This is a genomic window from Dongia sp., assembly GCF_041905885.1.
Classification (GTDB): Bacteria; Pseudomonadota; Alphaproteobacteria; order Dongiales; family Dongiaceae; genus Dongia.
Genome location: NZ_JAYRKD010000004.1, coordinates 243265 through 255527 on the forward strand (window position 1 = coordinate 243265; position 12263 = coordinate 255527).

10 protein-coding genes are annotated in these 12263 nt (G+C 66.1%); 7 read left to right on the plus strand and 3 right to left on the minus strand.

The genetic code is table 11. The annotated features are described in order from the left end of the window. Position 1: 1 nt before the first annotated feature. From ACH2CY_RS06060 to ACH2CY_RS06070, 3 genes are all read right to left on the minus strand, one after another. Positions 2–1609, minus strand: a complete 1608-nt coding sequence (locus tag ACH2CY_RS06060) for an MBL fold metallo-hydrolase (RefSeq protein ID WP_395017074.1) — start codon at positions 1607–1609, stop codon at positions 2–4. Beyond that, complete coding sequence (locus ACH2CY_RS06065) at positions 1606–3096, minus strand: thymidine phosphorylase family protein (RefSeq protein ID WP_395017076.1); 1491 nt, start codon at positions 3094–3096, stop codon at positions 1606–1608. The genes ACH2CY_RS06060 and ACH2CY_RS06065 overlap by 4 nt, the downstream gene beginning before the upstream one ends. Before the next feature lie 145 nt (positions 3097–3241). After that, a complete protein-coding gene (locus ACH2CY_RS06070) occupies positions 3242–4669 on the minus strand; it encodes an APC family permease (RefSeq protein WP_395017077.1) in 1428 nt (475 codons plus the stop codon). A 260-nt stretch (positions 4670–4929) separates the two neighbouring features. On the opposite strand from ACH2CY_RS06070, the gene ACH2CY_RS06075 reads away from it, so the two are divergent. The 7 genes from ACH2CY_RS06075 to ACH2CY_RS06105 all read left to right on the plus strand — a co-directional run bounded on the left by ACH2CY_RS06075 (position 4930) and on the right by ACH2CY_RS06105 (position 12248). Further along, complete coding sequence (locus tag ACH2CY_RS06075) at positions 4930–5505, plus strand: MarR family winged helix-turn-helix transcriptional regulator (protein ID WP_395017079.1); 576 nt, start codon at positions 4930–4932, stop codon at positions 5503–5505. Between the two features lie 111 nt (positions 5506–5616). Continuing rightward, positions 5617–7080, plus strand: a complete 1464-nt coding sequence (locus ACH2CY_RS06080; protein ID WP_395017081.1) for an aldehyde dehydrogenase — start codon at positions 5617–5619, stop codon at positions 7078–7080. Next, positions 7073–7969: a hypothetical protein gene (locus tag ACH2CY_RS06085; protein WP_395017084.1), complete on the plus strand. Its 897-nt coding sequence runs from the start codon at positions 7073–7075 to the stop codon at positions 7967–7969. Before ACH2CY_RS06080 ends, ACH2CY_RS06085 begins: the two co-directional genes overlap by 8 nt. 13 nt (positions 7970–7982) lie before the next feature. Further along, positions 7983–8837: a fumarylacetoacetate hydrolase family protein gene (locus ACH2CY_RS06090; protein ID WP_395017087.1), complete on the plus strand. Its 855-nt coding sequence runs from the start codon at positions 7983–7985 to the stop codon at positions 8835–8837. A gap of 4 nt (positions 8838–8841) precedes the next feature. Beyond that, positions 8842–9633, plus strand: a complete 792-nt coding sequence (locus ACH2CY_RS06095) for an acetoacetate decarboxylase family protein (RefSeq protein ID WP_395017088.1) — start codon at positions 8842–8844, stop codon at positions 9631–9633. Positions 9634–9650: 17 nt separating this feature from the next. Beyond that, a complete protein-coding gene (locus ACH2CY_RS06100; protein ID WP_395017090.1) occupies positions 9651–10913 on the plus strand; it encodes a cytochrome P450 in 1263 nt (420 codons plus the stop codon). Between the two features lie 48 nt (positions 10914–10961). After that, a complete protein-coding gene (locus ACH2CY_RS06105) occupies positions 10962–12248 on the plus strand; it encodes a hypothetical protein (RefSeq protein ID WP_395017092.1) in 1287 nt (428 codons plus the stop codon). The last annotated feature ends 15 nt before the right edge of the window (positions 12249–12263 follow it).

The following is a 12263-nucleotide window of genomic DNA, read 5'->3' on the forward strand; positions in this document are numbered from 1 at the left end:
ACTATTCTTTCAGCGCGTCGCGAAGCCGGCGGAGCAGGACCTGGCGGTTGCGTTCGTCCGCCGCCAGCGCCAGCCGGTCCTGCAGATCGATGAGGAAGCTCGCATAGTCGTTATGCCAGTCGCGGCCGGCGCGGATCGCATCGGTGGCCGCCCGGTCGAGCCGCGCCGGCTTCTCGGCCTCGGTCACGCGCGGCGTCTCCGCCGGGTGCAGGATGAAGGTCTGGTCCAGCTGCGGGATCACCACTTCGGCCTTCGGCAATCCCTTGGCCAGGATGCCTTCTTTCAGCGCGGCGAGCGCGGTTTCCTCGCCATGGGTGATGAAGACGCCGCGGGCGATCGGCAGCCGGGCCTCCAGCCAGGCCATGAGCTCGTTGCGGTCGGCATGGCCGGAATAGGTGTCGATGCTGCGGATCTTGGCCGCGACCTTGACCTCCTGGCCGTGGATGCGGACCGAGGCCACGCCGGATTTCAGCAGCGCCCCCATCGTGCCCGGCGCCTGATAGCCGACCAGGAGGACGGTGGCGTCGCTGCGCCAGAGATTGCTCTTCAGATGGTAGCGGATGCGGCCGGCATCGCACATGCCGCTGGCCGAGATGATGATGGCACCGCCGGCGATGCGGTCCAGCGCCATGCTCTGCTCGGCGGTGGTGACATAGTGGATGTGCGGCGCCTGGAACGGGTCGCTGACATCCGCCGGCAGGCGAAGCGCGCCGCGAAAGCGCCGGAACACCTGGGTCGCCCCGACCGCCAGCGGCGAATCGAGGAAGGTCGGCATGGCCGGAATCTCACCCCGCGCGGTCAGGGCGATGAGATCGGCCAGCAGCTCCTGGGTGCGCTCGACCGCGAAGGCCGGGATGATCAGGTTGCCGCCGGTGGCACGGGCCTGGTCGATGACGGACTTCAGCACCGCCCGCCGTTCGTCGTCGTTGAGGCGCGGGCGGTCGCGATCGCCGTAAGTCGCCTCGATGACGACATAGTCGAAGTTCTCGGATCCTTCCGGGCCGGAATGGAACGGCTTGATATCCGGCCCGACGTCGCCGGAGAACAGGATGCGCAGCATCCGCTGCTTGGGATCGTCGGTGACGACCTCGAGCTCGATCGAGACGGCGCCGAGGATATGGCCGGCGTCGCGGAAACAGGCGCGGACCCCCGGCATGACCTCCGACCAGCTGTCCTGCTCGAGCGCGCTCAGGCGCGGCAGCATTGCTTCGGCGTCGGCGCGGGTGTAGATCGGCTCGACCTCGGCGCGCCCGCGGCGGGCGTTGCGCTGGTTCAGGCGCTGCACCTCGCCTTCCTGGATCGCGCCGGAATCCGGCAGCATCCATTCGAGCAGGGCGTTGGTCTCCGCCGTGGCGATGATCCGGCCGGCAAATCCGGCGCTGCAGAGCTTCGGCAGCAGGCCGGAATGGTCGATATGCGCATGCGTCACCAGCACCACGTCGATCTTGGCCGGATCGAAGGGCAGGGTGCCGTAGTTCAGCTCGCGCAGCGTCTTCGGCCCTTGGAACAAGCCGCAGTCGATCAGGACGCGGCCGCGCGGATGGGTCAGCAGATAGCAGGATCCGGTCACGGTGCCGGCGGCGCCGCAGAACTTCAGGGAGATCGTCATGATGCCGTGCTCAGGGTGAAGCCGGAATCCTGGCCGGCCATCTCGGTTGCGAAGTGGAAGTCTGTCGCATGCTCCGCATGGATGCGGTAGAGCGGCTCGCCGGCCTCGACCGGGCTGCCGACCTTCTTGAAGAGGTCGACGCCGGCGCCCTTGTCGGTCGGCGCCCCGGCGATCCGCGCGACCCGCGCGATGCGGTAGCAGTCGATCCCGGTGACCACGCCGGAATGCGGCGCCAAGACGTCCTCGACCATCGCCCCGGGGGCGACATGGGGTGAGGGACCTTGCGCCGCGATGATGCGCTCCATCTGGCGTGACGCGGTGCCGGAGGCGAGCAGTTCGGCGGCACGCTGGCTGCCTTTGCCGCCACGCAAGGCCGGGTCAAATTCCAGGATCCGCCCGGCCAGCAGCAAGGCGCGGTCGCGCAGGTCGCCGGGCGCCGCGGGATCGCCGTTGAGGACGCGAAGCACGTCGCGCGCCTCCAGGGCCGGACCGACGCCGTTGCCGATCGGCTGGCTGCCGTCGGTGATCTCGACCTGCAGCGAGAGGCCGATCTGGTCGCCGACGAACTCGAACAGCTTGCGGAGCCGGATGGCCTCGGCCAGCGAGCGCACCTTGGCCGAAGGACCGATCGGAATGTCGATCACCAGGTAACTCGACCCGGCGGCCAGTTTCTTGGAGAGGATCGAGGCCACCAACTGCTCGCGGGTGTCGATGCCGAGCTGGCGCTCGACCGAGATCAGGATATCGTCGGCCGGCGAGAGGTTCACATGCCCACCCCAGACGATGCAGCCGTTGACCGCGCGGACGATGTCCTGCATCTCCTCGGCGCTGATCTCGACCCGGGCCAGCGTCTCCATGGTATCGGCGGTGCCGGCCGGCGAGGTGATGGCGCGCGACGAGGTCTTCGGGATCGCCAGGCCATGGGCGGCCACGATCGGTACGACGATCATCGAGGTGCGGTTGCCGGGAATCCCGCCGATGCAGTGTTTGTCGACCACGGTCTGGCCCGGCCAGACCAGGCGGCTGCCGACCGCGGCCATGGCGCGGGTCAACGCCAGCACTTCCTCGGTGGTGAGGAAACTGGCCGAGGCGATCAGGAAGGCGGCAATCTCCATCTTGGAGTAGCGGTTGGCGACAATGTCGCGAATGACCGACTCGAACTCGGCATAGCCGAGGCGCGCGCCGGTCACCTTGGCGTGGATCGCCTCGCGGCTGGCCGGCGGCCCGGCCTGGGCGACCGCGACGTCGCTGCCCTCCGCCAGGCCGAGCTGCCGGAAGGCCTGTTCGGAGAGGCCGAGCTCGTCGGCATGGAGGAGCTCTGCGTCGTCGCAGATGTTGAGCACCGCCAGGACCGAGCGGCCGTTGGCCGAGACCTCGATCTTGGCCAGGCCCTGGAATTTCTCGGCGCGATAGATCGGGCATTCCCGCGCGAGATAGACGACGTTCTCGCGCGGCGTGTCGATGGCGACGCGACGCAGTTTCAGCATGTGGTTCGACTTCTCCGGCCTCGGCTGCGTTCATTCGAGCCGGACCTCGGTGGCCATGCTTTGATCATGGTCAGTCCGGTGCCGGGACCGCAAACAAAAAAGGCCGGGGCTGGCGGCCCCGGCCTGCTTCTGTCGATTAGCCCGTCTATTCGGTCTGGTGCGCACCCAATTCGGCGAAGCGGGCGCCCGACTGCTGCTTCAGCTGCTTGGCGACGAAGGCGCCGAGCAGAGCGGCGATCGGCACCAGCACGACGAGCCCATAGGCGATCGCCTTATTGGCGCCGGTGAGGTCGGGGAAATGCACCACAACCATGACGCCGATGATCGCCAACAGTGCACCGCCGATCAGCGGGGCGATGCCGGACTTGAAGCCGGAGGGCTCGAGTCCCGGGTTCTTGCGGAAGAAGGCGATCACCGCGAAGGAGACCAGGGCCATCAGCGTGATCACGCTCAGAGTCGCCAGATTGGTGAGCCAGGCGAACAGGCCCAGCACCGGATCCTGTCCGGTCACGATGAAGATGCCGACCACGACCAGGGCCAGGACGGTCTGCAGGATCGAGCCCAGATGCGGGCTCTGGTGCGAGTCGTGGGTCTGGCCGAGACTCGCCGGCAGCAGCCCTTCGCGGCCGAGTACATAGAAGTAGCGCGCAGCGGCGTTGTGGAAGGCCAAGAGGGCTGCGAACACGCTGGTGATCAGAAGCAGGCTCATGATGGTGGTCAGCCAGCCGCCGACATAGCGTTCGGAGAGCGCGAAGATGAAGGTGGTGGGATCCATGCCGCCCAAGGTCGTCATCAGCTTGTCGGCGCCCTCGCCGTTGACCATGGCCCAGGTCGAGATCGCATAGAAGATGCCGATGATGAGTACCGAGGCGTAGGTTGCCCGCGGCACGGTGCGGCCGGGATCCCTGGCTTCCTCGCTGTAGATCGTGGTCGCTTCGAAGCCCATGAAGGCGGCGAAGCAGAGCAGCATGCCGATCACCGGCGAGCCGCTCATGAAGGCGTCGTACGTGAAGCTGACCATGCTGTTGCCGCTGTCGCCGCCGGTGCCGACGATGGCCAAGTCGAGGATCAGGACCGCGATGTATTCGGCGATCACCAGGACCGCCAGCACCTTGGCCGAGAGATCGATCTTCATGTAGCCGAAGACGCCCACGATCGCCATGGCGATCAGCGCCCAGACCCACCAGGGCGCGACCAGCCCGTATTCGCCGAGCACGCCCGCCGTGACGGCGCCGAACAGGCCGTAGAGGCCCATCTGCATGGTGTTGTAGGCGAGCACCGCGATATAGGCGGCGGAGCCGCCCATCACGCCGCCGAGGCCCCGCGCGGTGAAGGCGAAGAAGGATCCGGCATTGGCAATGTGCCGCGCCATGGCCGTGTATCCCACCGAGAAGATCAGCAGGATCAGCGTGGTCAGCACGACCGCCGCCGGAACGCCGGCGCCGTTGCCGAGCAGCATCGCAATCGGATAGCCGCCGGCGACGGCGGTCAATGGCGCCGCCGCCGAGACGACGAAGAAAGTGATCGCGGCGACGCCCAAGGCGTTGCGCCGGAGTGATCCGGTCTGTGACATGGCTTCAAGCCTCCCCTCTGTCCCACGGCGGCCTCAAGTGCCGCCGTCATCGCTGCGTTGTTGCATGCCGCAATCCCAGTTGCGGATGCCTCGCATTTTTCGTTCGATGTCGAACGATAACCCAGATCAAGATGAGGGGCAAGGCGGTCGTTCGGCGAGGAACGATCCGATCTTGGGAATTGCGGCCGGCTTCTGGCGCGAGTCGCCGGGATGCTATAAGACGGCCCCCTTATTCCCTGGGCGGCTTTGAGGAGACCCTGGTGGCCAAACCTGCGCGCAGCGCACGCACCAAACGTCCGGCGGCGACGCCGAAGCTGCACCCGCATTCCAAGAAGCCGCTGGGAGAGGTCCTGGGCGAGCGCCGGGTCGCCAGCCTCGGGGTCAACCTCGACTCGATGGCCCTGGTCTCCAACATCCACCGCGCCTCGGCGGCGATTCGCGAGCATTTCGAGCACTGCGTGCTGACCGAGGCTAACCTGCACTGGTCGGCCTTCACCACGCTCTGGTGCCTGTGGATCTACGGCGAGCTCGAGACCCGCAAGCTCGCGGTCGAAGCCGGCGTCGCCAAGAGCACGCTCTCGGGAATCCTGAACACGCTTGAAGGCCGGAAACTGGTGAAGCGCCGCACCAACGAAGCGGAGCGCCGCCTGGTGATCGTGAACCTCACTTCGGCCGGCGATGCGCTGATCACCAGCCTGTTCCCGCGCTTCAACGCCGAGGAGACCCGGATTGTCGGCGGCCTCTCGGCCAAGCAGATGCTCGCCGCCACCGAGGTGCTGCGCGCGATCCTTGCCACGATCGAGAAGATCGACGGGCCCCTCCACGAAATCGACTAGGCACGAAATCGACTGATTCCCGCCAGGGCGCTTGACTCGGATCAGGTGCTGGCTAAATTATTCGACGTCGAACGATCGGCCGAATGAGAAGCCGACGAAGCGGGAGGCGGGATGACGGCGAAGGTCGAAGGCGTCGAAATCGACACCAGGCATTGGATCGGCGGCAAGCGCGTGGACAGCGCCGACCGCTTCCAGACCATTTCGCCGATCGACGAGGCAGCCATTGCAGATCTGGCGAGCGCGGGTGCTGCCGAGGTCGACCAGGCGGTGAACGCGGCCCATGCGGCGTTCAAGACCTGGGGCCGGACCAGCCGCGAGGAACGCGCGCGCCTGCTGCACAAGATCGCCGACGGGGTCGAGGCGCGGGTCGAGCAGCTCGCCCAGGTCGAGACCCGTGACAACGGCTCACTGCTGCGCTCGCAGCGGCGCGGGGTGATGCCGCGGGTCGCGCATAATTTCCGCTTCTTCGCCGACTGGCTGCTGCAACTCGACCACCCGGACTTCGACACCCGCGGCCATCGCAACCATGTGAGCTGGGATCCGTCCGGGGTCGCCGCCATCATCACGCCGTGGAACGCGCCGCTGATGCTCGGCACCTGGCGGATCGCGCCGGCGCTCGCCTCGGGCTGCACGGTTGTCTACAAGCCGCCCGAATGGGCGCCGCTGACCGCCTCGCTGCTGGCCGACATCACGGCCGAAGCCGGGCTGCCCGAGGGCGTGTTCAACGTCGTGCAAGGCTTGGGCAAGACCGCCGGTGCGGCGCTGACCAAGCATCCCAAGGTGCGGCGGATCAGCTTCACCGGCTCGGTGCCGACGGCGAAGACCATCGCCGCTGCCGCCGCCGAGAACCTGGTGCCGCTGTCCTTCGAGCTCGGCGGCAAGTCGCCGTTCATCGTCTTCGCCGATGCCGATCTCGACCTCGCGGTCACCACGGCGGTCGGGCAATACGACAATGCCGGCCAGGTCTGCCTGGCGGGCACGCGGATCCTGGTCGAAGAGTCGATCCGCGAGACCTTCATCGCCGCCTTCATCGAGAAGGCGAAGAAGATCCGCCAGGGGGATCCGCGCGACGAGGCGACCGATATCGGCCCGCAGATCAGCCGGCCGCATTTCCAGCGGGTCGATGGCTTCGTGAAACGCGCGAAAGAGGCCGGGTTGAAGCCGGTGCTCGGCGGCGGCCCGAACGAGGAACTGGGCGGCATCTACTATCGCCCGACCCTGTTCCTCGACCCGCCGAATGATTCCGAGATCCTGCGCGAAGAGGTGTTCGGGCCGGTGCTCTGCCTGCAGTCGTTCAAGACCGAGGCGCAGGCGATCCAGATGGCCAATGACACCGAATACGGCCTGGCCGGCGTGGTGATGACCGGGGACGAGGCGCGGGCTAAGCGCGTCTCGGCGCAGATCAATGCCGGACTGGTTTGGAACAACTGCTTCTTCGTGCGCGACTTGCGCCAGCCGTTCGGCGGCAACGGCAAGTCCGGGATCGGCCGCGAGGGCGGCACCTGGTCGTTCGATTTTTACTGCGATGTGAAGGCGAGCATCTTCTCGCCCAATGGATGGAGCAAGAATGGGTGAGGTCGTCGGCTGCGGATTGATCGCGCATGTCCCCACGGTCATGCTGCCGAAAGAAGTCCGCTACGAGCTCAACAAGGGCCGCGAGTTCTCGGTCGTGACCGGTCTCAACCGGCTTCGCGACGAGGTGCTGTCCAAGCTCGACTATGATTTGGTCATCGTCTTCGACTCCCACTGGTTCACCACGGTCGAATTCGTGATCACCTCCCACGCGCGGCGGTCGGGCAAATACACCTCCGACGAGCTGCCGCGCGGCATGTCGCAGGTGCCCTATGATGCCAAGGGCGATCCGGACTTCGCCCGCGCCGCGGCGGCGCTCGCCGGCAAACATGGGACCTGGATCACGCCAATCGACGATCCCTATCTTCCGATCCAGTATGCGACGGTCAACCTCATCAAGTATCTGCAGAAGGGCGACGAGGCTTGGGTCTCGGTCTCTTGCGCGCAGACCGGCGAGACCGACGACTTCCTGCGGGCCGGCCGTGCGATCGGCGAGGCAATCCGCAACAGCGACCGCAAGGTGTTGCTGCTCGCCTCCGGTGCGATGAGCCACAAGTTCTGGCCGCTCTCCAAGCTGCGCCAGCATGAAGCGGGCGACGTAGAGCATATCTTCAGCCCGGAGCATGCCAAGGCCGATCTTGAGCGCCTCGACTGGATGAAGGCCGGCGATCATGCGCGGGTGCTGCAGACCATGCCGGAATTCCTGAAGTTCAAGCCGGAGGCGAATTTCGGCCATTACGTGATGATGGCGGCGGCGCTCGGCGAAGGCGAATGGCGGGCGCCGGGCCGGCTCTACAGCGAATACGAAAACTCGGTCGGCACCGGGCAAGTCCATGTCTGGTTCGATCGCCCGGCCGATGGCTGGCAAGCGCGGCGCAAAGCGGCGCAATAGGGGAGGCAAGCAATTGCGGGAGACACGGCGGATTGTTCTGGCCGGCGCCACGGTCGAGGTGGAGCGGCAGGGCGAGGAACTGGTGGCGGATGACGGGCGCCGGGTGAAGATCGCCGATGCGATCCATCTGCCGCCGGTCGTGCCGACCAAAATCATCTGCGTGCACCTGAACCATGTCAGCCGGGTCAAGGAATTCCAGATCAAGCTCTCGGCGACGCCGACCTATTTCCAGAAGCCGACCTCGTCCTTGAACTCGCATCGCGGCGAGATCGTGCGCCCCAAACGCTGCAAATGGCTGAACTACGAGGGCGAGGTCGCGATCGTGATCGGCCGCCGCTGCCGCAACATCTCGCAGAAGGAAGCGGGGGACTACATCCGCGGCTATACGGTTGCCAACGACTATGGCCTGCATGATTTCCGCGACACCGATGCGGGCTCGATGCTGCGGGTCAAGGGCAGCGACACGCTCTGTCCGCTGGGGCCTGGGCTCGTCGAAGGCTGGGACTTCCGCAACAAGTATCTCCGCACCTATGTGAACGGGCAGCTGAAGCAGGACGGCAACACGGCGGAGATGACCTGGGACATGCACTACCTGGTCGCCGACATCGCCCGCAACATCACCCTGGAGCCCGGCGACGTGCTGCTCTCCGGCACCCCGGCCAACTCGCGGCCGGTGCAGCCGGGCGACCTGGTCGAGGTAGAAGTCGAAGGCCTGGGCCGTCTCTCCAACACCATCGTCGAGGGACCGGAGCCGATCCGCGACGACGTCGGCGCGCAGCCGAGCGAGTCCGAAGAGGTGCTGTCCACGGCACAAGGTGGAGATTGGGAATTCCGCGGCATCCGTCCGCCGAAGAAGCCGGGAGCCTGAGGCGATGAAGGGATTCTTCTATCCGCGCAGCGCCACCGGCCGTTCGTCGCTCCTGCCGCCGCCGCCCTGGCATTACTCCGGCGACCTGCTGACTATCGAATACCGCACCGATCCGACGAAGGTCGCGGCCCTGTTGCCGGCGCCGCTGACGCCGGCCGACGAGGATCCGGGCGCGGTGGCGCTGATCTGGGCCGACTGGCAGTCCTGCGGCGACAGCAAGGAGGAGCTGCTCGACCCGATCCGCGCGCAATACAAGGAAGCCTTCGCGGTGGTGCGCTGCAAGTTCGAAGGCCGCACCTACTCGCGCTGCATCTATATCTGGGTCGATAAGGATTTCGCGATGCTGCGCGGGATCCACCAGGGCTATCCGAAGAAGCTGGGCTCGATCCACATGACCCGGCCGCATCCCTATGGGCCGGCGCCGCGCTTGGCTCCGGGCGCGGTGTTCGGCGCAACCTTGGCGGCGGCGGATCGGCGGATCGCCGATGCGGTGATCACGCTGCGCGGCGAGGCCGAGAAGAACGGCTTCGTGAACGGCCATCCGATGGCGCATCACCGCTGGCTGCCGGCGATCGACAGCAAGGGTGGTGACGCGCATAGCGAGCTCATCGAATCGACCGCGGCGAAGTTCGAGGGCGGCAAGCCCTGGGCGGCGGACGTGGAGAGCTTCAAGCTCTACGATGTGCCGACCGAGGAACTGGCCGGGCTCGAGGTCAAGGAGATCATCGGCGGCTATTACCGCCAGATCGGCGTCACCTGGAACGGCGGCCGCACCCTGGTCCCGTCGCCCCGATAGAGAGAGCCTGCCCCACCATGACGACCTTCACGCCCACCGACGACGGCCATGCCGATCTCTCCAGCCACGATTCCTTCCTGCGTGGCGCGCCCTGCAACACCTTTGCGCGGCTGCGGCGCGAAGATCCGCTCGCCTGGTGCGACTATAAAGGCGGGCAGGGCTTTTGGTCGGTGACTCGGCATCACGACATCCTGGAACTGAACCGCGACAGCAAGCTGCTGAGCTCGGCGCGCGGCATCCGGATGGAAGACCAGACCTATGAGGAATATCTGGCGCGCCGCACCTTCCAGGAGACCGATCCGCCGGAACACACCCGCACCCGCATCCTGGTGGCCAAGGCTTTTTCCCAGCCGGTGATCGCGCAATTCGGCGAGCAGATCCGCAAGCTCTGCGACGACATCCTCGATACCGCGCTCGCCAAAGGTTCATTCGATGCCAACAAGGAGATCGCCCGGCAATTGCCGATGCGCATGCTGGGCCAGATCCTGGGCACGCCGGACGAGGATCTCGACTGGCTGGTGGAGAAGGGCGACCAGCTGATCGCCAACACCGACCCGGAGTTCACCAAGCATGTGCTGGACCAGGCCGACACCGAAGCCTATCGGCTGATGCCGTTCCGCTCGCCGGCCGGCGCCGAGCTCTATGAATATGCCAAGAAGCTGATGGCGGAGAAGCAGGCGAAGGGCGATACCAAGGGCGTGCCGCACCTGATCCTGCAGCCGGATTCCCATGGCAATGTCATCTCGGAGCTGGAGTTCCGGAACTTCTTCTGCCTGCTGGTGGCGGCCGGCAACGACACCACGCGCTATTCGATCGCGGCCTCGCTCTTCGCGCTCGCCAACCGGCCGGCGCTGATGGAGCAGCTCAGGAACGGGGGCGATGCGATCTGGGAGACGGCGCCGGACGAGTTCATCCGCTGGGCCTCGCCGACCATGCATTTCCGGCGAACCGCGACCCGCGACTTCGAGCTGCACGGTAAGACGGTCAGGGAAGGCGACAAGGTCATCCTCTGGTTCGTCTCCGGCAACCGCGACGATGAGGTCTTCGCCAACCCGTTCGAGCTCGACCTCGCGCGGACCCCGAACCGCCATATCGCCTTCGGCCAGGGCGGGCCGCATGTCTGCCTCGGCATGTGGCTGGCGCGGCTGGAGGTGCGGATTCTGTTGCAGGAGTTCGTGAAGCGGGTGAAGGTTCTGGAACAGGCCGGCCCGCACGAGTTCCTGCGGTCCAACTTCATCGGCGGCATCAAGCGCCTGCCGGTGAAGGCGGTGCTGCAATAACAATAACGCTCAACAAACAAGAATGATGAGAATACGGGGAGACTTCTGATGGGGACGACGGACCGACTCCGTCTGCTGTTCTGCGATCACCTCAGCATCGCGCGCGGCAAGTATATGCCGGCGAGCAAGATCGGCGACGGCGAGACGCGGTTCTGCCAGGGCACCTTCGCGCTGACCTACTGCAAGGAGATGGCGCCCGCACCCGGCGGCACCATGCTGGAAGGCCTGCCGGACATGGAGGCGCATTATATCGGCGCCGACATCCGCGACGGCTGGGAGCCGAACACCAAGGTCGTGGTCGGCGATCTTTACGACAACAAGGGCGCGCCGCTCGGCATCTGCGGCCGCGGCCGGCTGAAGCAGGCGGTGAAGGACTGGCAGGCGATGGGGCTTTCGCCCAAGGTCGGGCTGGAGCTCGAAGCCTTCGCCTTCCAGCGCAACGCCGACGGCAAGCTGGTGCCCTATGACACGCCCGGTGCCTATGTCTACAGCACCGGGCGCTTCGCCGATCCGCTGCGCTTCACCGACGCAATCTGGAGCAAGGCGAGCGAGCTCGGCTTCCGCATCGATTGCATCACCTCGGAATATGATTCACCGCAGTTCGAGTTCACGCTCACCTATGACGATGCGGTGAAGGCGGTCGACGACATCTTCCTGTTCCGGGTGCTGGCGCGGGAGATCGCGCTCGACCACGGCATCGTCTTGACCTTCATGCCGAAGCCGATCCTGAACAAGGGCGGTAGCGGGCTGCATGTGAATTTCAGCTTCTCCGATGCCAACGGCAAGAACGTCTTCGGCAATTCGAAACAGGGCGAGATGACCGATCTCGCCAAGGGCTGCATCGCCGGGCTGATGCACCATCACCGCGGCATGGCCGGCCTCATCGCGCCGACCGTCAATTCCTACGAGCGGCTGAAGCCGGCCAGCCTTTCCGGCTATTGGCGCAACTGGGGCGTCGATCACCGCGGCGTCACGACGCGGCTTTCCGCCGAGACCGGCGTCAAGGCGCGGCTCGAGCACCGCATGGCGGATGCCGCGGCCAATCCCTATACCCTGGTCGCGACCGTGCTGCAGGCGGCCCGGCTCGGTGTCGCCAACAAGTACCACCTGCCGCCGGCGGAGACCGCCGACTGCATCATGGACCACGACGCCAAGGACGGCACGCCGGACAACCTCGCCGACGCGCTGAAGGAGCTCGCGGCCGACACCGCGCTGGTTTCGGCGGTTGGGGAGTTGCTGGTCGCCAATCATATCGGTATCAAGGAGCTCGAACTGGAACGCACGGCTGCCCTGGAAGGCGATGCCTTGCGCGACTACTACATCCACTACGTTTGACGAGAGAGCCTGCCT

Bases quoted from the DNA above. Each gene is read 5' to 3' on its own strand.
- ACH2CY_RS06060 (WP_395017074.1), bottom strand. From the start codon at position 1,609: ATGACGATCTCCCTGAAGTTCTGCGGCGCCGCCGGCACCGTGACCGGA.
- ACH2CY_RS06065 (WP_395017076.1), bottom strand. From the start codon at position 3,096: ATGCTGAAACTGCGTCGCGTCGCCATCGACACGCCGCGCGAGAACGTC.
- ACH2CY_RS06070 (WP_395017077.1), bottom strand. From the start codon at position 4,669: ATGTCACAGACCGGATCACTCCGGCGCAACGCCTTGGGCGTCGCCGCG.
- ACH2CY_RS06080 (WP_395017081.1), top strand. From the start codon at position 5,617: ATGACGGCGAAGGTCGAAGGCGTCGAAATCGACACCAGGCATTGGATC.
- ACH2CY_RS06085 (WP_395017084.1), top strand. From the start codon at position 7,073: ATGGGTGAGGTCGTCGGCTGCGGATTGATCGCGCATGTCCCCACGGTC.
- ACH2CY_RS06095 (WP_395017088.1), top strand. From the start codon at position 8,842: ATGAAGGGATTCTTCTATCCGCGCAGCGCCACCGGCCGTTCGTCGCTC.
- ACH2CY_RS06100 (WP_395017090.1), top strand. From the start codon at position 9,651: ATGACGACCTTCACGCCCACCGACGACGGCCATGCCGATCTCTCCAGC.
- ACH2CY_RS06105 (WP_395017092.1), top strand. From the start codon at position 10,962: ATGGGGACGACGGACCGACTCCGTCTGCTGTTCTGCGATCACCTCAGC.